The sequence below is a fragment of the Streptomyces pyxinicus genome (genome assembly GCF_024753135.1).
GTDB classification, from domain to species: Bacteria; Actinomycetota; Actinomycetes; order Streptomycetales; family Streptomycetaceae; genus Streptomyces; species Streptomyces pyxinicus.
Genome location: NZ_JANUGP010000011.1, coordinates 183,905 through 203,885 on the forward strand (window position 1 = coordinate 183,905; position 19,981 = coordinate 203,885).

Annotated in this window: 35 protein-coding genes; all 35 read left to right on the plus strand. The window is 67.1% G+C overall.

All coding sequences use genetic code 11. The annotated features are described in order from the left end of the window. Window positions 1-32 precede the first annotated feature (32 nt). The 35 genes from NX794_RS17365 (at window position 33) to truA (ending at window position 19,980) form a co-directional block, all read left to right on the plus strand. A complete protein-coding gene (locus tag NX794_RS17365) occupies window positions 33-878 on the plus strand; it encodes a helix-turn-helix domain-containing protein (RefSeq protein WP_258779465.1) in 846 nt (281 codons plus the stop codon). After that, window positions 875-1,123, plus strand: a complete 249-nt coding sequence (locus NX794_RS17370) for a DUF397 domain-containing protein (protein WP_258779466.1) — start codon at window positions 875-877, stop codon at window positions 1,121-1,123. Before NX794_RS17365 ends, NX794_RS17370 begins: the two co-directional genes overlap by 4 nt. After that, window positions 1,120-1,740: a serine/arginine repetitive matrix protein 2 gene (locus NX794_RS17375; RefSeq protein ID WP_258779467.1), complete on the plus strand. Its 621-nt coding sequence runs from the start codon at window positions 1,120-1,122 to the stop codon at window positions 1,738-1,740. The genes NX794_RS17370 and NX794_RS17375 overlap by 4 nt, the downstream gene beginning before the upstream one ends. Before the next feature lie 145 nt (window positions 1,741-1,885). After that, on the plus strand, window positions 1,886-2,347 hold the full coding sequence (locus NX794_RS17380) for a hypothetical protein (protein ID WP_258779468.1): 462 nt from the start codon (window positions 1,886-1,888) through the stop codon (window positions 2,345-2,347). A gap of 460 nt (window positions 2,348-2,807) precedes the next feature. Beyond that, window positions 2,808-3,116: a 30S ribosomal protein S10 gene (gene rpsJ, locus NX794_RS17385; RefSeq protein WP_003948644.1), complete on the plus strand. Its 309-nt coding sequence runs from the start codon at window positions 2,808-2,810 to the stop codon at window positions 3,114-3,116. Window positions 3,117-3,133: 17 nt separating this feature from the next. Continuing rightward, complete coding sequence (gene rplC, locus NX794_RS17390; protein ID WP_005481233.1) at window positions 3,134-3,778, plus strand: 50S ribosomal protein L3; 645 nt, start codon at window positions 3,134-3,136, stop codon at window positions 3,776-3,778. 8 nt (window positions 3,779-3,786) lie between these two features. Then, a complete protein-coding gene (rplD, locus tag NX794_RS17395) occupies window positions 3,787-4,446 on the plus strand; it encodes a 50S ribosomal protein L4 (protein ID WP_258779469.1) in 660 nt (219 codons plus the stop codon). Next, the gene (rplW, locus tag NX794_RS17400) at window positions 4,446-4,865 is read left to right on the plus strand and encodes a 50S ribosomal protein L23 (protein WP_145886671.1); all 420 of its coding nucleotides are present in this window, start codon (window positions 4,446-4,448) and stop codon (window positions 4,863-4,865) included. The genes rplD and rplW overlap by 1 nt, the downstream gene beginning before the upstream one ends. A gap of 40 nt (window positions 4,866-4,905) precedes the next feature. Next, entirely contained in the window at window positions 4,906-5,742 is an 837-nt protein-coding gene (gene rplB / locus NX794_RS17405) for a 50S ribosomal protein L2 (RefSeq protein ID WP_258779470.1), read from the plus strand. Between the two features lie 12 nt (window positions 5,743-5,754). Next, complete coding sequence (rpsS, locus tag NX794_RS17410) at window positions 5,755-6,036, plus strand: 30S ribosomal protein S19 (protein WP_003992359.1); 282 nt, start codon at window positions 5,755-5,757, stop codon at window positions 6,034-6,036. Between the two features lie 42 nt (window positions 6,037-6,078). Continuing rightward, entirely contained in the window at window positions 6,079-6,426 is a 348-nt protein-coding gene (gene rplV, locus NX794_RS17415) for a 50S ribosomal protein L22 (RefSeq protein WP_030619142.1), read from the plus strand. Beyond that, window positions 6,426-7,247 carry a 30S ribosomal protein S3 gene (gene rpsC, locus NX794_RS17420; protein WP_014674374.1) on the plus strand — a complete coding sequence of 274 codons (822 nt, stop codon included), beginning with the start codon at window positions 6,426-6,428 and terminating at the stop codon, window positions 7,245-7,247. Before rplV ends, rpsC begins: the two co-directional genes overlap by 1 nt. 5 nt (window positions 7,248-7,252) lie before the next feature. Continuing rightward, window positions 7,253-7,672 (plus strand): 50S ribosomal protein L16, encoded by a 420-nt coding sequence (gene rplP / locus NX794_RS17425; protein WP_258779471.1) that lies wholly within the window; start codon window positions 7,253-7,255, stop codon window positions 7,670-7,672. After that, on the plus strand, window positions 7,672-7,896 hold the full coding sequence (gene rpmC, locus NX794_RS17430; protein WP_003974259.1) for a 50S ribosomal protein L29: 225 nt from the start codon (window positions 7,672-7,674) through the stop codon (window positions 7,894-7,896). The genes rplP and rpmC overlap by 1 nt, the downstream gene beginning before the upstream one ends. Further along, window positions 7,896-8,183, plus strand: a complete 288-nt coding sequence (gene rpsQ, locus NX794_RS17435) for a 30S ribosomal protein S17 (protein WP_003992363.1) — start codon at window positions 7,896-7,898, stop codon at window positions 8,181-8,183. Before rpmC ends, rpsQ begins: the two co-directional genes overlap by 1 nt. 104 nt (window positions 8,184-8,287) lie before the next feature. Beyond that, window positions 8,288-8,656 carry a 50S ribosomal protein L14 gene (gene rplN / locus NX794_RS17440; RefSeq protein ID WP_003998823.1) on the plus strand — a complete coding sequence of 123 codons (369 nt, stop codon included), beginning with the start codon at window positions 8,288-8,290 and terminating at the stop codon, window positions 8,654-8,656. 2 nt (window positions 8,657-8,658) lie between these two features. Then, window positions 8,659-8,982 carry a 50S ribosomal protein L24 gene (rplX, locus tag NX794_RS17445; RefSeq protein WP_258779472.1) on the plus strand — a complete coding sequence of 108 codons (324 nt, stop codon included), beginning with the start codon at window positions 8,659-8,661 and terminating at the stop codon, window positions 8,980-8,982. Beyond that, window positions 8,982-9,539, plus strand: coding sequence for a 50S ribosomal protein L5 (gene rplE / locus NX794_RS17450; RefSeq protein WP_258779473.1), 558 nt, complete (start codon window positions 8,982-8,984; stop codon window positions 9,537-9,539). The genes rplX and rplE overlap by 1 nt, the downstream gene beginning before the upstream one ends. A 5-nt stretch (window positions 9,540-9,544) precedes the next feature. Beyond that, window positions 9,545-9,730 (plus strand): type Z 30S ribosomal protein S14, encoded by a 186-nt coding sequence (locus NX794_RS17455; protein WP_003948630.1) that lies wholly within the window; start codon window positions 9,545-9,547, stop codon window positions 9,728-9,730. 212 nt (window positions 9,731-9,942) lie between these two features. Then, a complete protein-coding gene (gene rpsH / locus NX794_RS17460; protein ID WP_007384075.1) occupies window positions 9,943-10,341 on the plus strand; it encodes a 30S ribosomal protein S8 in 399 nt (132 codons plus the stop codon). A gap of 24 nt (window positions 10,342-10,365) precedes the next feature. After that, window positions 10,366-10,905: a 50S ribosomal protein L6 gene (rplF, locus tag NX794_RS17465; RefSeq protein ID WP_258779474.1), complete on the plus strand. Its 540-nt coding sequence runs from the start codon at window positions 10,366-10,368 to the stop codon at window positions 10,903-10,905. A 3-nt stretch (window positions 10,906-10,908) separates the two neighbouring features. Next, on the plus strand, window positions 10,909-11,292 hold the full coding sequence (gene rplR, locus NX794_RS17470; protein WP_258779475.1) for a 50S ribosomal protein L18: 384 nt from the start codon (window positions 10,909-10,911) through the stop codon (window positions 11,290-11,292). A 37-nt stretch (window positions 11,293-11,329) separates the two neighbouring features. Beyond that, entirely contained in the window at window positions 11,330-11,935 is a 606-nt protein-coding gene (rpsE, locus tag NX794_RS17475; RefSeq protein WP_007494753.1) for a 30S ribosomal protein S5, read from the plus strand. Between the two features lie 2 nt (window positions 11,936-11,937). Further along, the gene (gene rpmD / locus NX794_RS17480; RefSeq protein WP_003974250.1) at window positions 11,938-12,120 is read left to right on the plus strand and encodes a 50S ribosomal protein L30; all 183 of its coding nucleotides are present in this window, start codon (window positions 11,938-11,940) and stop codon (window positions 12,118-12,120) included. Between the two features lie 2 nt (window positions 12,121-12,122). Continuing rightward, entirely contained in the window at window positions 12,123-12,578 is a 456-nt protein-coding gene (gene rplO, locus NX794_RS17485; protein WP_023547373.1) for a 50S ribosomal protein L15, read from the plus strand. A gap of 189 nt (window positions 12,579-12,767) precedes the next feature. Then, window positions 12,768-14,081 (plus strand): preprotein translocase subunit SecY, encoded by a 1,314-nt coding sequence (secY, locus tag NX794_RS17490; RefSeq protein ID WP_258779476.1) that lies wholly within the window; start codon window positions 12,768-12,770, stop codon window positions 14,079-14,081. Then, window positions 14,081-14,746, plus strand: coding sequence for an adenylate kinase (locus NX794_RS17495; protein WP_258779477.1), 666 nt, complete (start codon window positions 14,081-14,083; stop codon window positions 14,744-14,746). The genes secY and NX794_RS17495 overlap by 1 nt, the downstream gene beginning before the upstream one ends. 98 nt (window positions 14,747-14,844) lie before the next feature. Then, complete coding sequence (gene map / locus NX794_RS17500) at window positions 14,845-15,681, plus strand: type I methionyl aminopeptidase (RefSeq protein ID WP_258779478.1); 837 nt, start codon at window positions 14,845-14,847, stop codon at window positions 15,679-15,681. 162 nt (window positions 15,682-15,843) lie between these two features. Beyond that, window positions 15,844-16,065 carry a translation initiation factor IF-1 gene (gene infA / locus NX794_RS17505; protein ID WP_003948620.1) on the plus strand — a complete coding sequence of 74 codons (222 nt, stop codon included), beginning with the start codon at window positions 15,844-15,846 and terminating at the stop codon, window positions 16,063-16,065. 60 nt (window positions 16,066-16,125) lie between these two features. Then, window positions 16,126-16,239 carry a 50S ribosomal protein L36 gene (gene rpmJ / locus NX794_RS17510; protein WP_003998809.1) on the plus strand — a complete coding sequence of 38 codons (114 nt, stop codon included), beginning with the start codon at window positions 16,126-16,128 and terminating at the stop codon, window positions 16,237-16,239. Window positions 16,240-16,428: 189 nt separating this feature from the next. Beyond that, the gene (rpsM, locus tag NX794_RS17515; protein ID WP_030811707.1) at window positions 16,429-16,809 is read left to right on the plus strand and encodes a 30S ribosomal protein S13; all 381 of its coding nucleotides are present in this window, start codon (window positions 16,429-16,431) and stop codon (window positions 16,807-16,809) included. A gap of 65 nt (window positions 16,810-16,874) precedes the next feature. After that, window positions 16,875-17,279 (plus strand): 30S ribosomal protein S11, encoded by a 405-nt coding sequence (rpsK, locus tag NX794_RS17520; RefSeq protein ID WP_003956432.1) that lies wholly within the window; start codon window positions 16,875-16,877, stop codon window positions 17,277-17,279. A gap of 131 nt (window positions 17,280-17,410) precedes the next feature. Beyond that, entirely contained in the window at window positions 17,411-18,433 is a 1,023-nt protein-coding gene (locus NX794_RS17525) for a DNA-directed RNA polymerase subunit alpha (protein WP_067018978.1), read from the plus strand. Window positions 18,434-18,552: 119 nt separating this feature from the next. Beyond that, on the plus strand, window positions 18,553-19,047 hold the full coding sequence (rplQ, locus tag NX794_RS17530; RefSeq protein ID WP_258779479.1) for a 50S ribosomal protein L17: 495 nt from the start codon (window positions 18,553-18,555) through the stop codon (window positions 19,045-19,047). A 78-nt stretch (window positions 19,048-19,125) separates the two neighbouring features. Beyond that, window positions 19,126-19,980, plus strand: coding sequence for a tRNA pseudouridine(38-40) synthase TruA (truA, locus tag NX794_RS17535; protein ID WP_258779480.1), 855 nt, complete (start codon window positions 19,126-19,128; stop codon window positions 19,978-19,980). Window position 19,981 lies beyond the last annotated feature (1 nt).

Consider the following 19,981-nt stretch of genomic DNA (forward strand, 5'->3'; position numbering starts at 1 on the left):
CAAGGGGTACGGACGCGACCGGAGGAGGAGACATGAGCGAAGGCGTGGACGAGGCGGGCTGGGACGTCGAGCCCGGCGACGAGATCGAGCCGGTGGTCCAGGCGGTGGCGCGGTTGCTCCGCGTGTGCCGGGAGGCGGCCGGCCTGACGGTGGCCGAACTGGCCGAGGCTCTGGGCTACGGCGAGGACATGATCCGCAAGATCGAGCGCGGTGCCCGGATCCCTCGCCCGGAGTTCCTCGACAGGGCTGACACCTTACTGAGGGCGCGGGGTCACCTGAGGGCCTTCATGGAGGACATGCGGCGGGCCCGCTACCCGAAGAAGGTGCGCGATCTGGCGGACCTGGAGGAGCGGGCGGTGGAGATGCTGCTCTACGGCAGCCACAACATCCATGGTCTCCTCCAAACGCCGGAGTACGCGCGAGCGCTGTTCGGCATGAGGCAGCCCGCGCTCAGCGAAGACGTCATGGAGCGCGAGACCGCCGCGCGCATGGCTCGAAAGGCCGTCTTCGACCGGGATCCCGCGCCGACACTCAGCTTCGTCCAGGAACAGGTGACACTCGAACGGCCCTACGGTGGGAAGATGGTGCTGCGCCGACAACTCGAACACCTCCTGGAGGTGGCGCAGTTGAGGAACGTCACTCTTCAGATCATGCCGACTCGCCAAGAGGAGAACGCCGGGGCGTCGGGTCTGGTCGAAGTGCTGAAGTTCGCTGACGGCACGGCGATCGGACGGTCCGATGGCGCGTTCAACGGGCGCCCGGTCTCGAACCCCAAGGATCTTCGGATCCTCGAACTGCGCTATGGCATGATCCGGGCGCAAGCTCTCACGCCGAGGGCGTCGCAGAAGTTCATCGAGCAAGCGCTGGGGAGACTATGAGCACCGCGGAACTTCGCTGGTTCAAGAGCAGCTACAGCAGCAGCAGCGAACCCGGCGACTGCGTCGAGACGGCCCTCGCCTGGTTCAAGAGCAGCTACAGCGACAGCAGCGAACCCGGCGACTGCCTCGAAGTCGCCCCCACCCCCACCACCATCCACATCCGCGACTCCAAGGACACGGCCAGCCCCTGCCTCACCGTCACCCCCACCACCTGGACCGCCTTCCTGTCCTACGCGGCACTGTGAACATACCGGCGAAAGATCTGCGGCCCCGGCGCGTCTGGTACCTCGTGGCCGCGCTGCTCGCGCTCCTGCTCAGCGCGGCCGGTGTCACCGTCATCGTGGTGACCGTGCGGGACGCGGTGAACTCCGTCGACACCGAGCGGAGCTTCTCCGAAGGAGACGCGCGGACGTTCCACCTCGTCCAGGGGGAGACCAAGGCGATCTACGTCTCCCAGTCCGGGCAAGGGCACGTCGAGTGCCGGATTCCGGAGTTGCGTGACGGGTCGATGACCCAGCCGGACAGCGGCTTCCGCGTCACTCTGGGGTCCCGCACCTGGGAGCGTGTCTTCGAAGTCAGGCCCGGCAGCACCGGTGACTACGCGATCACCTGCACCTCCGAGCGGCCGGCGGAGTTCGCGCTCGGGGAGAAGCCGGAGGTCGGCTCCACGGTCGGCGGCATCTTCGCGGCGATCGGCTGCTTCCTCGCCGCTGTCGCCGGTGCCGTGGCCATCAGCGTCGTCACGGCCGTCCGCCGCAACCGCCACCGCCGCAGGCTCACCGCCGGCTGGGCCCCGCACCCGGCGTGGGGCCCGCCGCCGTCCGGTCCCGCCATGGGGTCTCAGCATGGTCCGATGGCTTAGGCCGCACAGCCGCTGCCCGTCCCGCTGGTCAGAGTCCCCTCTGTCTGCGCATGGGTGCGATTTCCGCAGCGGACGTAGGGGGCTGCGGCGGAGGCCGGTTCTGCTCGCCCTGTCCCTCGCAATGGCCACCCTCACTGGGTGCGGCGTGACTGAGAAGGACTCCGACGCCACTCCGTCCGCCGGTACGCGTACCTCGCGTGCCGCCTCCGATGCGATGGAGAAGCTGTCCAGCGGCATCTACGACCTGATCGGCGTCAAAGGGAAGACGTCCGACAGCCGTCCGTTCGTCGCGGAGTGCTCGGGCAAGGACACGAAGACCCACTTCCGGATCTTCCACTGGTGGAGCTTCTACCCGGCGTCGGCAAAGGATCTCGACGTGGCGATGGAACGGCTCAGGGCCGAGCTGCCCGAGCACGGCTGGAAGATCGTCACGTACGGCCCGGACACCAGCAAGAACAGGAACGTCAATCTGACCGCCGAAAACGATCAGCAGCGGACCGGCGTCAACATCGTCCGGATGGCCGAGAACGACCCGCCGAAGCTGAGCCTCCATGTCGTCTCCGGCTGCTACCAGGTCCCGGCCGGCCAAGAGGTGGAACATTTCTGAGCGACTTCTCGATGACCGCGCCACGTGCCCACCCCCGGTTTGACCTACGTCACTCCCGGGGTAATCTCTACCGCTCGATTGGCCAGGCGGGTGCCCCATATGGCAGACTGTCCGAGTTGCTCGGTCGAGTGTTGATGCTGCGCGCCTCCCGCCGGGGGGACCGGAAGCGAGTCCCACAGTACTCGTCGCCCTAACTGCCACTGAGGCAGCGCTGGGGCGGACGTACGGGAATCTTCCGGGAAGTGTGGTGCGGCACCGGCCAGGCGCCCGGTGGGCCCGAGGCCCCCGGTCCGCGGTTCCGGAAGGGCCGTCGCATTCCCCCGCAGGGATGTCAGGGATGTTCGGACAAGGGACATCCGTGTCAGCGGGAGCGCGACACGCCCGACCGCGTGGGTCGGAGGTCGACGAAAGGGAACCCCGGGTTCCGGAGCGTTAGAAGAGACAGGACTACTGAGTAGCCATGGCGGGACAGAAGATCCGCATCCGGCTCAAGGCCTACGACCACGAGGTCATCGACTCCTCGGCGAAGAAGATCGTCGAGACGGTGACCCGCACTGGTGCGTCGGTCGCGGGCCCGGTGCCGCTGCCCACTGAGAAGAACGTGTACTGCGTCATCAAGTCGCCGCACAAGTACAAGGACTCGCGCGAGCACTTCGAGATGCGCACGCACAAGCGCCTGATCGACATCCTCGACCCGACCCCCAAGACCGTTGACTCTCTGATGCGACTCGACCTCCCGGCCGGTGTCGACATCGAGATCAAGCTCTGAGGGCTGGTGATCTGAGAATGGCTAAGCAGATCAAGGGCATCCTGGGCGAGAAGCTCGGCATGACGCAGGTGTGGGACGAGAACAACCGTGTTGTTCCGGTCACCGTCGTCAAGGCCGGCCCCAATGTCGTCACCCAGGTCCGCACGAACGACGTCGACGGCTACGAGTCCGTCCAGATCGCGTTCGGCGAGATCGACCCGCGCAAGGTGAACAAGCCCCTCAAGGGCCACTTCGCCAAGGCCGACGTCACCCCCCGCCGCCACCTCGTCGAGATCCGCACCGCGGACGCCTCCGAGTACACGCTGGGCCAGGAGATCTCCGCTGAGGTCTTCGAGGCGGGCGTCAAGGTGGACGTGACCGGCAAGAGCAAGGGCAAGGGCTTCGCCGGTGTCATGAAGCGTCACAACTTCAAGGGCCTCGGCGCCGGACACGGCACCCAGCGCAAGCACCGCTCCCCCGGTTCCATCGGTGGCTGCGCCACCCCGGGCCGTGTGTTCAAGGGCCTCCGCATGGCGGGTCGTATGGGCAACGAGCGGGTCACCACCCAGAACCTGACCGTCCACGCCGTTGACGCGGAGAAGGGTCTGCTGCTCATCAAGGGCGCGGTTCCCGGTCCGAACGGCGGCCTCGTCCTGGTCCGCACCGCGGCCAAGGGGGCCTGAGGTAACCGATGAGCACTGTTGACATCCTTTCGCCGGCGGGCGACAAGGCCGGTTCCGTCGAGCTCCCCGCGGAGATCTTCGACGTGGAGAAGATCAGCATCCCGCTGATCCACCAGGTCGTCGTCGCGCAGCTGGCCGCTGCCCGTCAGGGCACGCACAAGACCAAGACCCGCGGCGAAGTCCGTGGTGGCGGCAAGAAGCCGTATCGCCAGAAGGGCACCGGCCGCGCCCGTCAGGGCTCGACCCGCGCCCCGCAGTTCGCCGGCGGTGGCGTCGTCCACGGCCCGCAGCCGCGTGACTACTCGCAGCGCACCCCGAAGAAGATGAAGGCCGCGGCCCTGCGCCACGCCCTCACCGACCGGGCGCGCCACAACCGCATCCACGTCGTCTCCGGCGTGGTCGAGGGCGAGACCGCCAGCACCAAGGCCGCCCGGACGCTGTTCGGCAAGATCTCGGAGCGCAAGAACCTGCTCCTGGTCGTCGAGCGCGCCGACGAGGCCGCGTGGCTGTCCGCCCGCAACCTGCCCCAGGTCCACATCCTGGAGCCGGGCCAGCTGAACACGTACGACGTTCTCGTCTCGGACGACGTGGTCTTCACCCAGGCCGCTTTCGAGTCCTTCGTCGCCGGCCCGAACACGGCCAACGACACCGAAGGGAGCGAAGCCTGATGGCTACGCGTCACCCGAGCATCGCCTCGAAGGCCGCCAAGGCCGCCAAGGCCGCGCGCGTCGCCAAGGCACGCCGCCACGCCACCGAGGGCAAGAACACCGTCGAGACCCCGCTGAGCAAGTCGTACACGGACCCCCGTGACGTCCTGCTGAAGCCGGTCGTCTCGGAGAAGAGCTACGCGCTCCTCGACGAGAACAAGTACACGTTCATCGTCGACCCGAACGCCAACAAGACCCAGATCAAGCAGGCCGTCCAGGCGGTCTTCTCGGTCAAGGTCACCGGGGTCAACACGATCAACCGCCAGGGCAAGCGCAAGCGCACGAAGACCGGCTTCGGTCAGCGTGCCGGCAGCAAGCGCGCGATCGTGACCCTCGCCGAGGGCGACCGTATCGACATCTTCGGCGGTCCGACCGCCTGAGGGCGGTCCGGATCGTCCGATATCGGACGAGGACTGAGAAATGGGAATCCGCAAGTACAAGCCGACTACGCCGGGCCGTCGTGGCGCCAGCGTCGCCGACTTCGTCGAGGTCACGCGGTCCACGCCGGAGAAGTCGCTGGTCCGCCCGCTGCACAGCAAGGGCGGCCGTAACAACGCCGGTCGTGTGACCGTTCGCCACCAGGGTGGCGGACACAAGCGCGCCTACCGAGTGATCGACTTCCGTCGTCACGACAAGGACGGCGTGCCGGCGAAGGTCGCGCACATCGAGTACGACCCCAACCGCACCGCGCGCATCGCGCTGCTGCACTACGCGGACGGCGAGAAGCGCTACATCCTCGCCCCGCGCAACCTGCAGCAGGGCGACCGCGTCGAGAACGGTCCCGGGGCCGACATCAAGCCGGGCAACAACCTCGCCCTGCGCAACATCCCGGTCGGTACGACGCTGCACGCCATCGAGCTGCGTCCGGGCGGCGGCGCCAAGTTCGCCCGCTCGGCCGGTGCCTCGGTGCAGCTGCTCGCGAAGGAGGGCTCCATGGCCCACCTCCGCATGCCCTCCGGTGAGGTGCGCCTGGTCGACGTGCGCTGCCGCGCCACCATCGGCGAGGTCGGCAACGCCGAGCAGAGCAACATCAACTGGGGCAAGGCGGGCCGCAAGCGGTGGCTGGGCGTTCGCCCGACCGTCCGTGGTGTCGTCATGAACCCGGTCGACCACCCGCACGGTGGTGGCGAGGGCCGGACCTCCGGTGGCCGTCACCCCGTGTCCCCGTGGGGCAAGAAGGAAGGCCGTACTCGTTCGCCCAAGAAGGCGTCGAACAAGTACATCGTCCGCCGCCGCAAGACGAACAAGAAGCGCTAAGGACGGGTTGAGATGCCTCGTAGCCTGAAGAAGGGGCCCTTCGTCGACGACCACCTGATCAAGAAGGTGGACGCCCAGAACGAAGCCGGCACCAAGAACGTCATCAAGACCTGGTCCCGTCGCTCCATGATCGTCCCGGCCATGCTGGGCCACACGCTCGCGGTGCACAACGGCAAGACCCACATCCCGGTGTTCGTCACCGAGTCGATGGTCGGTCACAAGCTCGGCGAGTTCTCGCCGACGCGTACCTTCCGGGGTCACGTCAAGGACGACCGGAAGTCGAAGCGCCGCTAGGCGCGGATCGCAACAGACACGTAAGTAACTGGAAGGACAACCATGGAAGCCAGGGCCCAGGCGCGGTACATCCGCGTCACGCCCATGAAGGCCCGCCGCGTGGTGGACCTCATCCGTGGCATGGACGCCACGGAGGCCCAGGCCGTCCTGCGATTCGCTCCGCAGGCCGCCTCCGTGCCGGTGGGCAAGGTGCTCGACAGCGCCATTGCCAACGCCGCGCACAACTACGACCACACCGACGCCGACAGCCTCGTCATCTCCGAGGCCTACGTCGACGAGGGCCCGACCCTGAAGCGGTTCCGTCCGCGCGCCCAGGGCCGTGCCTACCGGATCCGCAAGCGGACCAGCCACATCACCGTGGTCGTCAGCAGCAAGGAAGGAACCCGGTAATGGGCCAGAAGGTAAACCCGCACGGGTTCCGGCTCGGTGTCACGACCGACTTCAAGTCGCGTTGGTACGCCGACAAGCTGTACAAGGACTACGTCAAGGAAGACGTCGCCATCCGTCGGATGATGACGTCCGGCATGGAGCGCGCCGGCATCTCCAAGGTGGAGATCGAGCGCACCCGTGACCGCGTGCGGGTGGACATCCACACCGCTCGTCCGGGCATCGTCATCGGCCGCCGTGGCGCCGAGGCCGACCGCATCCGCGGCGACCTCGAGAAGCTCACCGGCAAGCAGGTCCAGCTGAACATCCTCGAGGTCAAGAACCCCGAGACCGACGCTCAGCTGGTTGCCCAGGCCGTGGCCGAGCAGCTCTCCTCCCGCGTCTCCTTCCGCCGTGCCATGCGCAAGAGCATGCAGTCGGCGATGAAGGCCGGCGCCAAGGGCATCAAGATCCAGTGCGGCGGCCGCCTCGGTGGCGCCGAGATGTCCCGCTCGGAGTTCTACCGCGAGGGCCGTGTGCCCCTGCACACGCTCCGCGCGAACGTGGACTACGGCTTCTTCGAGGCCAAGACGACCTTCGGCCGCATCGGCGTGAAGGTCTGGATCTACAAGGGCGACGTCAAGAACATCGCCGAGGTCCGCGCCGAGAACGCTGCGGCCCGTGCGGGTAACCGCCCGGCCCGTGGCGGTGCCGACCGCCCGGCCCGTGGTGGCCGCGGTGGCGAGCGGCGCGGTCGCAAGCCGCAGCAGGCTGCCGGCGCCGAGGCCCCCAAGGCCGAGGCTCCCGCCGCCGCTCCGGCTGAGAGCACCGGAACGGAGGCCTGACCGTCATGCTGATCCCCCGTAGGGTCAAGCACCGCAAGCAGCACCACCCGAAGCGCAACGGCATGGCCAAGGGTGGCACGCAGGTTGCGTTCGGCGAGTACGGTATCCAGGCGCTGACCCCGGCCTACGTGACGAACCGCCAGATCGAGGCGGCCCGTATCGCGATGACCCGCCACATCAAGCGTGGCGGCAAGGTCTGGATCAACATCTACCCGGACCGTCCCCTCACCAAGAAGCCGGCCGAGACCCGCATGGGTTCCGGTAAGGGTTCGCCGGAGTGGTGGATCGCCAACGTCAAGCCCGGACGCGTCATGTTCGAGCTGTCGTACCCCAACGAGAAGATCGCCCGTGAGGCGCTGACTCGTGCGGCCCACAAGCTGCCGATGAAGTGCCGGATCGTCAAGCGCGAGGCAGGTGAAGCGTGATGTCGGCCGGTACCAAGGCGTCCGAGCTGCGCGAGCTGGGCAACGAGGAGCTTCTGGCGAAGCTCCGCGAGGCCAAGGAAGAGCTGTTCAACCTCCGCTTCCAGGCGGCGACGGGCCAGCTCGAGAACCACGGTCGGCTCAAGGCCGTCCGTAAGGACATCGCGCGGATCTACACCCTGATGCGTGAGCGCGAGCTGGGCATCGAGACGGTGGAGAGCGCCTGATGAGTGAGAGCAACGTGACTGAGCAGACTGCAGAGGCCCGCGGCTTCCGCAAGACCCGTGAGGGTCTCGTCGTCAGCGACAAGATGGACAAGACCGTCGTCGTCGCCGTCGAGGACCGCGTCAAGCACGCGCTGTACGGCAAGGTCATCCGCCGTACCAACAAGCTCAAGGCGCACGACGAGCAGAACGCCGCGGGCGTCGGCGACCGTGTCCTCCTCATGGAGACCCGGCCGCTGTCCGCGACGAAGCGCTGGCGCGTCGTCGAGATCCTCGAAAAGGCCAAGTAGCAATTCCTGCGGGGCAGCTGCCTCGCAGGACAGTTCCGCCAGGCTCGGCAGGGGTCCGGTAACAGGACCCCTGCCGGGAACCGGCAGACAAACAGGAGATAGACGTGATCCAGCAGGAGTCGCGACTGCGTGTCGCCGACAACACTGGTGCGAAGGAGATCCTTTGCATCCGTGTGCTCGGTGGCTCCGGTCGCCGCTACGCGGGCATCGGTGACGTCATCGTCGCCACCGTCAAGGACGCGATCCCCGGCGGCAACGTGAAGAAGGGTGACGTCGTCAAGGCGGTCATCGTTCGCACCGTCAAGGAGCGCCGTCGTCCGGACGGCTCGTACATCCGCTTCGACGAGAACGCCGCCGTCATTCTGAAGAACGACGGCGACCCTCGCGGCACCCGTATCTTCGGCCCGGTCGGCCGTGAGCTGCGCGAGAAGAAGTTCATGAAGATCATCTCGCTCGCGCCGGAGGTGCTGTAAGCATGAAGATCAAGAAGGGCGACCTGGTCCAGGTCATCACCGGCAAGGACAAGGGCAAGCAGGGCAAGGTCATTGCCGCTTACCCGCGCGAGGAGCGCGTCCTGGTCGAGGGTGTCAACCGGGTCAAGAAGCACACCAAGGCCGGCCCGACCGCCAGCGGTTCCCAGGCCGGCGGCATCGTGACCACCGAGGCCCCGATCCACGTCTCCAACGTCCAGCTGGTCGTGGAGAAGGACGGCGACAAGGTCGTCACGCGCGTCGGTTACCGCTTCGACGACGAGGGCAACAAGATCCGCGTTGCCAAGCGGACGGGTGAGGACATCTGATGGCTACCACCACCACTCCGCGTCTGAAGCAGAAGTACCGCGAGGAGATCGCGGGCAAGCTGCGTGACGAGTTCAAGTACGCGAACGTCATGCAGGTTCCCGGCCTCGTCAAGATCGTGGTCAACATGGGTGTGGGCGACGCCGCCCGCGACTCCAAGCTGATCGAGGGCGCCATCCGCGACCTCACCACGATCACCGGTCAGAAGCCGGCCGTCACCAAGGCCCGCAAGTCCATCGCGCAGTTCAAGCTGCGTGAGGGACAGCCGATCGGTGCCCACGTCACGCTCCGTGGCGACCGCATGTGGGAGTTCCTGGACCGCACCCTGTCGCTCGCGCTCCCGCGCATCCGCGACTTCCGCGGCCTGTCCCCCAAGCAGTTCGACGGCCGTGGCAACTACACCTTCGGTCTCACGGAGCAGGTCATGTTCCACGAGATCGACCAGGACAAGATCGACCGCGTCCGGGGTATGGACATCACCGTGGTCACCACGGCGACCAACGACGCTGAGGGCCGCGCGCTCCTTCGTCACCTCGGCTTCCCGTTCAAGGAGGCGTGAGCGAGATGGCGAAGAAGGCTCTGATCGCTAAGGCTGCTCGCAAGCCCAAGTTCGGTGTGCGTGGCTACACCCGCTGCCAGCGCTGCGGCCGTCCGCACTCCGTCTACCGCAAGTTCGGCCTGTGCCGCGTGTGCCTTCGTGAGATGGCTCACCGTGGCGAGCTGCCGGGCGTGACCAAGAGCTCCTGGTAATCCCCCCTTTCAGGGATTACTGGACCTCTCGGTAAGCAACTGGGTCGGCAGAGGCTCCCGCTCTCATGGCTTAGGCTAGGAGGGTTGGGCCTCTGCCGCCCTGGATCGACTTACTACGCCGTAGGTCCCCGCACCGCACCCGTCCCGTCCATGTACGGGGAGAGGGATGGCGCATATAGGAAACCCCGGCGAGAAAGGCCACAGGCCAATTCATGACCATGACTGATCCGATCGCAGACATGCTGACCCGTCTGCGGAACGCGAACTCGGCGTACCACGACTCCGTGACGATGCCGGCATCGAAGATCAAGTCTCACATCGCGGAGATCCTCCAGCAGGAGGGCTTCATCACGGGCTGGAAGGTCGAGGACGCCGAGGTCGGCAAGAACCTCGTCCTGGAGCTGAAGTTCGGCCCCAACCGTGAGCGCTCCATCGCGGGCATCAAGCGGATCTCCAAGCCCGGTCTCCGGGTGTACGCGAAGTCCACCAACCTGCCGAAGGTGCTGGGCGGCCTCGGCGTGGCGATCATCTCCACGTCGCACGGGCTCCTCACCGACAAGCAGGCCGGCAAGAAGGGCGTGGGTGGGGAAGTCCTCGCCTACGTCTGGTAGCAGAAGGGAACGGAGGAAACAGCTATGTCGCGAATCGGCAAGCTCCCCATCGCGGTTCCCGCCGGCGTGGACGTCACCATCGACGGCCGCACGGTCGCGGTCAAGGGCCCCAAGGGCTCGCTGACCCACACCGTCGCGTCGCCGATCGAGGTCGTCAAGGGCGAGGACGGCACCCTGCAGGTGACGCGCCCCAACGACGAGCGTCAGAACAAGGCCCTCCACGGCCTGTCCCGCACGCTGGTGGCGAACATGATCACCGGCGTGACCCAGGGTTACGTGAAGAAGCTCGAGATCAGTGGTGTCGGTTACCGCGTGACCGCCAAGGGCTCGAACCTTGAGTTCGCGCTCGGCTACAGCCACCCGATCACCGTCGAGGCCCCCGAGGGCATCACCTTCAAGGTGGAGGCCCCCACCCGGTTCTCGGTCGAGGGCATCGACAAGCAGAAGGTCGGCGAGGTTGCGGCCAACATCCGCAAGCTGCGCAAGCCCGACCCGTACAAGGCCAAGGGCGTCAAGTACGAGGGCGAAGTCATCCGCCGCAAGGTCGGAAAGGCGGGTAAGTAAGCCATGGCATACGGACAGAAGATCCTCAAGGGCGACGCCTACAAGCGCGCCGCGATCAAGCGCCGCCACATCCGGATCCGCAAGAACATCTCCGGTACGGCGGAGCGTCCGCGTCTGGTCGTGACCCGCTCCAACCGCCACATCGTGGCGCAGGTGATCGACGACCTCAAGGGCCACACCCTGGCTTCGGCGTCCACGCTGGACAGCTCGATCCGCGGTGGCGAGGGCGACAAGTCCGCGCAGGCCAAGCAGGTCGGCGCCCTGGTCGCCGAGCGCGCCAAGGCCGCCGGTGTCGAGGCTGTCGTGTTCGACCGTGGTGGCAACCAGTACGCCGGGCGCATCGCTGCCCTGGCGGACGCCGCCCGCGAGGCCGGGCTCAGGTTCTGAGCCGCCGTAGCTAGCGGAAAAGAGAGAGGTAAATCCAATGGCTGGACCCCAGCGCCGCGGTGGCGGTGCCGGTGGCGGCGAGCGGCGGGACCGGAAGGGCCGTGACGGCGGCGCTGCTGCCGCCGAGAAGACCGCGTACGTCGAGCGTGTCGTCGCGATCAACCGAGTCGCCAAGGTTGTGAAGGGTGGTCGTCGCTTCAGCTTCACCGCGCTGGTCGTGGTGGGCGACGGTGACGGCACCGTGGGTGTCGGTTACGGCAAGGCCAAGGAGGTGCCGGCCGCCATCGCCAAGGGTGTGGAGGAGGCCAAGAAGCACTTCTTCAAGGTCCCCCGTATCCAGGGCACCATCCCGCACCCGATCCAGGGTGAGAAGGCTGCCGGCGTCGTGCTGCTCAAGCCCGCGTCCCCGGGTACCGGTGTTATCGCCGGTGGTCCGGTGCGCGCCGTGCTCGAGTGCGCCGGTATCCACGACATCCTGTCGAAGTCGCTCGGCTCCGACAACGCGATCAACATCGTGCACGCGACCGTGGCGGCCCTCAAGGGCCTGCAGCGTCCCGAGGAGGTCGCGGCCCGCCGCGGTCTGCCGCTTGAGGACGTCGCTCCCGCGGCCCTGCTGCGCGCACGTGCCGGGGCGGGTGCGTGATCATGGCTCAGCTCAAGATCACGCAGGTGAAGTCCTACATCGGCAGCAAGCAGAACCACCGTGACACCCTGCGTTCCCTTGGTCTCAAGGGCATCAACACGCAGGTCGTCAAGGAGGACCGCCCCGAGTTCCGCGGCATGGTGCACACCGTCCGCCACCTCGTGACGGTCGAGGAGGTCGACTGATCATGGCGGAGCAGAACCCGCTCAAGATCCACAACCTCCGTCCCGCCCCGGGCGCCAAGACCGCCAAGACCCGTGTGGGTCGTGGTGAGGCGTCGAAGGGTAAGACGGCCGGTCGTGGTACCAAGGGCACCAAGGCTCGTTACCAGGTTCCGGAGCGCTTCGAGGGTGGGCAGATGCCCCTCCACATGCGCCTCCCGAAGCTGAAGGGCTTCAAGAACCCGTTCAAGACCGAGTTCCAGGTCGTGAACCTCGACAAGCTGGCCGCGCTCTACCCCGAGGGTGGCGAGGTCACGGTCGAGGGTCTGGTGGCCAAGGGTGCCGTTCGCAAGAACAGCCTCGTCAAGGTCCTCGGCCAGGGTGAGATCTCCGTGGCGCTGCAGGTGACGGTCGACGCCGTCTCCGGCTCCGCCAAGGAGAAGATCACCGCCGCCGGCGGCACGGTCACCGAGCTCGTCTGAGTCCTTCGGACGACGCGTCGATGACGTAAACGATCCCACCGGGGATACCTCACAATGGGGTATCCCCGGTTGGTCGTTCCTAGGGAGGCAGTGTCGCCGGTAAGGTGGCCTGCACTGTTCTTTTTCGTATTCGTCGAACCTCAAGACCGTCACCCTTGACGCAGTTGCGCGGGGGTCGCAGGAGGCACCGTGCTCACCGCGTTCGCCCGGGCGTTCAGGACGCCCGACCTGCGCAAGAAGCTGCTCTTCACGCTGGCCATCATCGTGGTGTACCGGGTGGGTACCCACGTCCCGATCCCGGGGGTCAACTACAAGGCCGTCCAGCAGTGCGTCAAGGAGGCCTCCGGTAACCAGGGCCTCTTCGGGCTGGTCAACATGTTCAGCGGCGGCGCGCTGCTGCAGATCACGGTCTTCGCGCTCGGCATCATGCCGTACATCACGGCCAGCATCATCCTTCAGCTGCTGACCGTGGTCATCCCGCGCCTGGAGGCCCTGAAGAAGGAGGGCCAGGCCGGCACGGCGAAGATCACGCAGTACACCCGGTACCTCACGGTGGCGCTCGCCATCCTCCAGGGCACTGGCCTGGTGGCCACCGCCCGCAGCGGCGCGCTGTTCAGCAGCTGCTCGGCGGCGTCGAGCATCGTCCCGGACCAGGCGATCTTCACGACCATCACCATGGTCATCACCATGACCGCCGGTACGGCCATCGTGATGTGGCTCGGTGAGCTGATCACCGACCGCGGCATCGGCAACGGCATGTCGATCCTGATGTTCATCTCGATCGCCGCCTCCTTCCCGTCCTCGCTGTGGGCCATCAAGAAGCAGGGCAGCCTGGCCGGCGGCTGGATCGAGTTCGGCACCGTGATCCTGGTCGGTCTGGTCATGGTCGCGCTGGTCGTCTTCGTCGAGCAGGCCCAGCGCCGCATCCCGGTGCAGTACGCCAAGCGCATGATCGGCCGGCGCTCCTACGGCGGTACGTCCACGTACATCCCGCTCAAGGTGAACCAGGCGGGTGTGATCCCGGTCATCTTCGCCTCGTCGCTGCTCTACATCCCGGCACTCGTGGCGCAGTTCGCGGGCGGCAACTCGGGCTGGAAGACCTGGGTCGAGCAGAACCTGACCAAGGGCGACCACCCGATTTACATCACGGCGTACTTTTTGCTCATCGTGTTCTTCGCGTTCTTCTACGTGGCGATCTCCTTCAACCCCGAGGAAGTCGCCGACAACATGAAGAAGTATGGTGGCTTCATCCCGGGCATCCGGGCTGGCCGACCGACCGCTGAGTACCTGAGCTACGTGCTCAACCGGATCACCTGGCCGGGTTCGCTGTATCTGGGTCTGATCGCTCTCGTACCGACAATGGCGTTGGTGGGCTTCGGGGCAAGCCAGAACTTCCCGTTCGGTGGTACCAGCATCCTGATCATCGTGGGTGTCGGTCTTGAGACGGTGAAGCAGATCGAGAGCCAGCTCCAGCAGCGCAATTACGAAGGGTTCCTCCGCTGATGCGTATCGTCCTCGTCGGGCCGCCGGGTGCCGGTAAGGGAACGCAGGCTGTCCGGCTGGCAGAGCAGCTGGCCGTCCCGCACATCTCCACGGGAGACCTGTTCCGCGCCAACATCAGCCAGCAGACCGAGCTGGGCAAGCTGGCGAAGTCCTACATGGACCGCGGCGAGCTGGTGCCGGACGAGGTCACCATCGCGATGGCCAAGGACCGCATGGAGCAGCCCGACGCGGTGAACGGCTTCCTGCTGGACGGCTTCCCGCGCAACGTGTCGCAGGCCGAGGCGCTGGACCAGCTGCTGGAGTCCGAGCGCATCACCCTGGACGCGGTGCTGGACCTGGAGGTCCCCGAGGACGAGGTCGTCAAGCGGATCGCCGGCCGGCGCATCTGCCGTAACGACTCCTCCCACGTCTTCCACGTGACGTACAGCCCGCCGAAGACGGAGGGTGTCTGCGACGTCTGCGGCGGCGAGCTGTACCAGCGCGACGACGACTCCGAGGACACCGTGCGCACCCGGCTGGAGGTCTACCACACGCAGACCGAGCCGATCATCGACTACTACAAGGCACAGGGCCTGGTCGTGACGATCTCCTCCCTGGGTCCCGTGGACGAGATCACGCAGCGGGCGCTCCAGGCGCTGCAGCGCGAGAAGGCCGAGAACAAGTAGAGCGCGGTCCTTCCGGCCGCGGCGTCCTCCCGGGCGTCGCGGCCGTACTGTTGTGTAGGTAATCCAGCCGACGTGAGTGACGGAGAGCGCAGGCCCCCATGGTGCAGATCAAGACGCCCGAGCAGATCGCCAAGATGCGTGCGGCGGGCCTGGTCGTAGCCGCCATCCACGCGGCCACCCGGGAGGCGGCCGTGCCCGGTGCCTCCACGAAGGACCTGGACGAGGTCGCCCGCAAGGTGCTCGCCGAGCACGGCGCCAAGTCGAACTTCCTCGGCTACGGCGGCTTCCCGGCGACGATCTGCACCTCGGTGAACGACGTGGTCGTGCACGGCATCCCCTCCGACGACGTCGTCCTCAAGGACGGCGACATCATCTCCATCGACTGCGGCGCGATCGTGGAGGGCTGGCACGGCGACGCCGCGTACACCGCGTTCGTCGGCTCCGGTCACGCCCCCGAGCTGGTCGAGCTGTCCCGGGTGACGGAAGAGTCCATGTGGGCCGGCATCGCCGCGATGAAGCAGGGCAACCGGCTCGTCGACATCTCCCGGGCCATCGAGACCTACATCCGCCGCCAGCCCAAGCCCGGCGGCGGCAAGTACGGGATCATCGAGGACTACGGCGGCCACGGCATCGGCACCGAGATGCACATGGACCCGCACCTGCTGAACTACGTCGACCGGCGCCGCGGCAAGGGCCCCAAGCTGGTCCCCGGCTTCTGCCTCGCGATCGAGCCGATGGTCTCCCTCGGCACCCCCCGCACCAAGGTCCTCCAGGACGACTGGACCGTCATCACCACCGACGGCACCTGGTCCTCCCACTGGGAGCACTCCATCGCCCTGACCGAGCAGGGCCCCCTGGTCCTGACGGCCGTGGACGGCGGCAGGGCGAAGCTGGCGGAGTACGGGGTGCAGGTCGCTCCCGATCCGCTGGCGTAGGGATCACCTTCGTGGGGCAGACTTTCTCGATTCGCCTTTCCTGGGGTGGCGACGTAGACTGACTCGTCGGCTCTCGTGCACCCGCATGTCCGCATGCGCCCCGCAAGGGGATCCAGGGAACGCCCGTGAGTCGATCAAGGTAGTCGATTCGAAGGGCGAAGCGTGGCCAAGAAGCAAGGTGCCATCGAGATCGAGGGCACTGTCGTCGAGTCTCTTCCGAACGCGATGTTCAAGGTCGAGCTCCAGAACGGCCACCAGGTTCTGGCACACATCAGCGGCAAGATGCGTATGCACTACATCCGCATCCTCCCTGACGACCGGGTCGTGGTGGAGCTGTCTCCGTACGACCTGACGCGTGGCCGGATCGTCTACCGATACAAGTAGATCTTGCCCGCGCCCCGGGCCCGCCCGGTGCGATGGCACTGACCCGGAGAACCTCACCCCATGAAGGTCAAGCCGAGCGTCAAGAAGATCTGCGACAAGTGCAGGGTGATCCGCCGTCACGGTCGGGTCATGGTCATCTGCGAGAACCCGCGCCACAAGCAGCGCCAGGGCTGACGCACGACCGATCCCTCTGCATCCATCGCAGAGATTCGCGCGACGCAAGCTGAATATGTTCATACGCAGGACCCAAGCCGTCTCGGCTTGACACCCCCGGCTCGGAGGCCGGGGACCCGGTTCGTACCTGGTACGGCGGCCGGGAGCCGGTCCTGTGGAAGACCTCCGAAGATCAACTGGAGCCATTGAATGGCACGCGTTTCCGGTGTTGACATCCCGCGCGAAAAGCGCGTGGAGGTCGCCCTCACCTACGTGTTCGGCATCGGCCGGACCCTCTCGCAGGAGACGCTGGCTGCGACCGGCGTCGACCCGAACACCCGCGTCCGCGACCTGAGCGAAGAGCAGCTCGTCGCGATCCGCGAGTACGTCGACAACAACATCAAGACCGAGGGTGACCTCCGTCGCGAGATCCAGGCCGACATCCGCCGCAAGGTCGAGATCGGCTGCTACCAGGGTCTCCGTCACCGTCGCGGTCTGCCCGTCCGCGGTCAGCGCACCAGCACCAACGCCCGCACCCGCAAGGGCCCGCGTCGCGCCATCGCCGGCAAGAAGAAGCCGGGCAAGAAGTAGTCCGCAGCGGACACCTGTCCACGGTCTTCGCTGTAGGACCGACCACCTCCCGTAGGAGTTAGTAGATGCCCCCCAAGGGACGTCAGGGCGCTGCCAAGAAGGTGCGCCGCAAGGAAAAGAAGAACGTCGCTCACGGCCACGCGCACATCAAGAGCACGTTCAACAACACGATCGTCTCCATCACGGACCCGTCGGGCAACGTGATCTCCTGGGCCTCCGCCGGCCACGTCGGCTTCAAGGGCTCCCGGAAGTCCACGCCGTTCGCCGCGCAGATGGCCGCCGAGTCGGCTGCTCGCCGCGCTCAGGAGCACGGCATGCGCAAGGTCGACGTGTTCGTCAAGGGCCCGGGCTCCGGTCGTGAGACCGCGATCCGCTCCCTGCAGGCCACGGGTCTTGAGGTCGGCTCCATCCAGGACGTCACCCCGACCCCGCACAACGGCTGCCGCCCGCCGAAGCGCCGCCGCGTCTGACGCGCAGCGCTCCGCCGGTTTCGCGGTTCCGGGCGGTACGGCTTCCTCGCTGAGGCCGTACCGCCCGTACCCTTGCAGTACAGAGTCGGGCGTCAAATAGCGGGCGCCCCTGACTGAAGGATCACATCACCATGCTGATCGCTCAGCGTCCCTCGTTGACCGAAGAGGTCGTCGACGAGTTCCGCTCCCGGTTCGTCATCGAGCCGCTGGAGCCGGGCTTCGGTTACACCCTCGGCAACTCCCTCCGCCGCACCCTCCTGTCGTCGATCCCCGGTGCCGCTGTCACCAGCATCCGCATCGACGGCGTCCTGCACGAGTTCACCACCGTGCCGGGCGTCAAGGACGACGTCACCGACCTGATCCTCAACATCAAGCAGCTGGTCGTCTCCTCGGAGCACGACGAGCCGGTCGTGATGTACCTGCGCAAGCAGGGCCCGGGTCTGGTCACCGCCGCCGACATCGCGCCCCCGGCCGGTGTCGAGGTGCACAACCCCGACCTGGTCCTCGCCACGCTGAACGGCAAGGGCAAGCTGGAGATGGAGCTGACCGTCGAGCGCGGTCGCGGCTACGTCTCCGCCGTGCAGAACAAGCAGGTGGGCCAGGAGATCGGCCGTATCCCGGTCGACTCCATCTACTCGCCGGTTCTCAAGGTCACCTACAAGGTCGAGGCCACGCGTGTCGAGCAGCGCACCGACTTCGACAAGCTGATCGTCGACGTCGAGACCAAGCAGGCGATGCGTCCCCGCGACGCCATGGCCTCCGCCGGTAAGACCCTGGTCGAGCTGTTCGGTCTCGCCCGCGAGCTGAACATCGACGCCGAGGGCATCGACATGGGCCCGTCCCCGACGGACGCCGCCCTGGCCGCCGACCTGGCGCTGCCGATCGAGGAGCTGGAGCTCACCGTTCGGTCGTACAACTGCCTCAAGCGCGAGGGCATCCACTCCGTGGGTGAGCTGGTCGCCCGCTCCGAGGCCGACCTGCTGGACATCCGCAACTTCGGTGCGAAGTCCATCGATGAGGTCAAGGCGAAGCTGGCCGGCATGGGCCTGGCCCTCAAGGACAGCCCGCCCGGATTCGACCCGACCGCCGCCGCGGACGCCTTCGGCGCCGACGACGACGCGGACGCGGGCTTCGTGGAGACCGAGCAGTACTGATTCGGTGCCACACACTCCGGGAGTCCGCGAGGGCTCCCGGATCTTCGACAGACAACCGTCTGCTCGGATACTGACTCCGGTACCTGACACGGCCGGGGCAGACACACAGGAGAATCATCATGCCGAAGCCCACCAAGGGTGCCCGTCTGGGCGGCAGCGCCGCGCACGAGAAGCTCCTCCTCGCCAACCTGGCGAAGAGCCTCTTCGAGCACGGCCGCATCACCACCACCGAGGCGAAGGCCCGCCGCCTGCGCCCGTACGCCGAGCGTCTGGTCACCAAGGCGAAGAAGGGCGACCTTCACAACCGCCGTCAGGTGCTCCAGGTGATCACGGACAAGAGCATCGTCCACACGCTCTTCACCGAGATCGGCCCGCGCTACGAGAACCGCCCCGGTGGCTACACCCGCATCACCAAGATCGGTAACCGCCGTGGCGACAACGCGCCCATGGCCGTCATCGAGCTGGTCGAGGCGCTGACCGTGCAGCAGAACGCCGTGGGTGAGGCCGAGGCCGCCACCAAGCGCGCGGTCAAGGAGGCCGACGAGGCCAAGGCCGCCGAGACCACCGAGGCGCCGGCCGAGGAGGCCGCTGCCGAGGAGTCGAAGGACGCCTGAGGCTCTGCCTGAAGCGGTAAGCGGGTCCGTTCCTTTTCGGGAGCGGGCCCGCTTCTCCGTTGCTGAGAGGATTTCTGTGTGAGTGACGAAGTACAGCCCGGGCACGTGCGGATCCGCCTCGACCTCTCCTACGACGGCAGCGACTTCCACGGCTGGGCCAAGCAGGCCGGCGGCCGGCGGACCGTGCAGGGCGAGATCGAGGACGCGCTGCGTACGGTGACCCGCTCGAAGGAGACCCCCGAACTGACCGTGGCCGGACGGACCGACGCCGGCGTGCACGCGCGCGGTCAGGTGGCGCACGTCGACCTGCCGGGGGAGCTGTGGGCCGAGCACCGCGAGAAGCTGCTCAAGCGGCTCGCCGGGCGGCTGCCCAAGGACGTCCGCGTCTGGCGGCTGGCCGAGGCGCCGGCGGGCTTCAACGCCCGGTTCTCGGCGATCTGGCGCCGCTACGCGTACCGGGTGACCGACAACCCCGGGGGAGTGGATCCGCTGCTGCGCGGCCATGTGCTCTGGCACGACTGGCCGCTCGACGTGGACGCCATGAACGAGGCGGCGCGGGCGCTGCTGGGGGAGCACGACTTCGCCGCGTACTGCAAGAGGCGGGAGGGCGCGACCACCATCCGCACGCTCCAGGAGCTGAGCCTGGTGCGGGGCGCGGACGGGGTCGTCACGGCGACGGTGCGGGCCGACGCGTTCTGCCACAACATGGTGCGCTCGCTGATCGGCGCGCTGCTGTTCGTCGGCGACGGCCACCGCGGCCCGGAGTGGCCCGGGAAGGTGCTGGCCGCCGGGGTGCGCGACTCCGCCGTACACGTCGTACGGCCGCACGGGCTGACGCTGGAGGAGGTCGGGTACCCCGCCGACGAGCTGCTGGCCGCGCGGAACAAGGAGGCGCGCAACCGGCGCTCGCTGCCGTCGGCGGGGTGCTGCTGAA

Excerpts from the sequence above, each read along its gene's own strand:
- rpsK (WP_003956432.1), top strand. The coding sequence starts at position 16,875 with ATGCCCCCCAAGGGACGTCAGGGCGCTGCCAAGAAGGTGCGCCGCAAG.
- rplP (WP_258779471.1), top strand. The coding sequence starts at position 7,253 with ATGCTGATCCCCCGTAGGGTCAAGCACCGCAAGCAGCACCACCCGAAG.
- rpsM (WP_030811707.1), top strand. The coding sequence starts at position 16,429 with ATGGCACGCGTTTCCGGTGTTGACATCCCGCGCGAAAAGCGCGTGGAG.
- rpmC (WP_003974259.1), top strand. The coding sequence starts at position 7,672 with ATGTCGGCCGGTACCAAGGCGTCCGAGCTGCGCGAGCTGGGCAACGAG.
- rpsC (WP_014674374.1), top strand. The coding sequence starts at position 6,426 with ATGGGCCAGAAGGTAAACCCGCACGGGTTCCGGCTCGGTGTCACGACC.
- map (WP_258779478.1), top strand. The coding sequence starts at position 14,845 with ATGGTGCAGATCAAGACGCCCGAGCAGATCGCCAAGATGCGTGCGGCG.
- rplQ (WP_258779479.1), top strand. The coding sequence starts at position 18,553 with ATGCCGAAGCCCACCAAGGGTGCCCGTCTGGGCGGCAGCGCCGCGCAC.
- NX794_RS17370 (WP_258779466.1), top strand. The coding sequence starts at position 875 with ATGAGCACCGCGGAACTTCGCTGGTTCAAGAGCAGCTACAGCAGCAGC.
- rplB (WP_258779470.1), top strand. The coding sequence starts at position 4,906 with ATGGGAATCCGCAAGTACAAGCCGACTACGCCGGGCCGTCGTGGCGCC.
- rpsS (WP_003992359.1), top strand. The coding sequence starts at position 5,755 with ATGCCTCGTAGCCTGAAGAAGGGGCCCTTCGTCGACGACCACCTGATC.
- rpmJ (WP_003998809.1), top strand. The coding sequence starts at position 16,126 with ATGAAGGTCAAGCCGAGCGTCAAGAAGATCTGCGACAAGTGCAGGGTG.
- NX794_RS17365 (WP_258779465.1), top strand. The coding sequence starts at position 33 with ATGAGCGAAGGCGTGGACGAGGCGGGCTGGGACGTCGAGCCCGGCGAC.
- rplV (WP_030619142.1), top strand. The coding sequence starts at position 6,079 with ATGGAAGCCAGGGCCCAGGCGCGGTACATCCGCGTCACGCCCATGAAG.
- rplF (WP_258779474.1), top strand. The coding sequence starts at position 10,366 with ATGTCGCGAATCGGCAAGCTCCCCATCGCGGTTCCCGCCGGCGTGGAC.
- rplC (WP_005481233.1), top strand. The coding sequence starts at position 3,134 with ATGGCTAAGCAGATCAAGGGCATCCTGGGCGAGAAGCTCGGCATGACG.
- rpsH (WP_007384075.1), top strand. The coding sequence starts at position 9,943 with ATGACCATGACTGATCCGATCGCAGACATGCTGACCCGTCTGCGGAAC.
- rpsE (WP_007494753.1), top strand. The coding sequence starts at position 11,330 with ATGGCTGGACCCCAGCGCCGCGGTGGCGGTGCCGGTGGCGGCGAGCGG.
- rplX (WP_258779472.1), top strand. The coding sequence starts at position 8,659 with ATGAAGATCAAGAAGGGCGACCTGGTCCAGGTCATCACCGGCAAGGAC.
- rplE (WP_258779473.1), top strand. The coding sequence starts at position 8,982 with ATGGCTACCACCACCACTCCGCGTCTGAAGCAGAAGTACCGCGAGGAG.
- rplW (WP_145886671.1), top strand. The coding sequence starts at position 4,446 with ATGGCTACGCGTCACCCGAGCATCGCCTCGAAGGCCGCCAAGGCCGCC.
- NX794_RS17455 (WP_003948630.1), top strand. The coding sequence starts at position 9,545 with ATGGCGAAGAAGGCTCTGATCGCTAAGGCTGCTCGCAAGCCCAAGTTC.
- rplR (WP_258779475.1), top strand. The coding sequence starts at position 10,909 with ATGGCATACGGACAGAAGATCCTCAAGGGCGACGCCTACAAGCGCGCC.
- NX794_RS17495 (WP_258779477.1), top strand. The coding sequence starts at position 14,081 with ATGCGTATCGTCCTCGTCGGGCCGCCGGGTGCCGGTAAGGGAACGCAG.
- rpsQ (WP_003992363.1), top strand. The coding sequence starts at position 7,896 with ATGAGTGAGAGCAACGTGACTGAGCAGACTGCAGAGGCCCGCGGCTTC.
- NX794_RS17525 (WP_067018978.1), top strand. The coding sequence starts at position 17,411 with ATGCTGATCGCTCAGCGTCCCTCGTTGACCGAAGAGGTCGTCGACGAG.
- rplD (WP_258779469.1), top strand. The coding sequence starts at position 3,787 with ATGAGCACTGTTGACATCCTTTCGCCGGCGGGCGACAAGGCCGGTTCC.
- rpsJ (WP_003948644.1), top strand. The coding sequence starts at position 2,808 with ATGGCGGGACAGAAGATCCGCATCCGGCTCAAGGCCTACGACCACGAG.
- rpmD (WP_003974250.1), top strand. The coding sequence starts at position 11,938 with ATGGCTCAGCTCAAGATCACGCAGGTGAAGTCCTACATCGGCAGCAAG.
- rplO (WP_023547373.1), top strand. The coding sequence starts at position 12,123 with ATGGCGGAGCAGAACCCGCTCAAGATCCACAACCTCCGTCCCGCCCCG.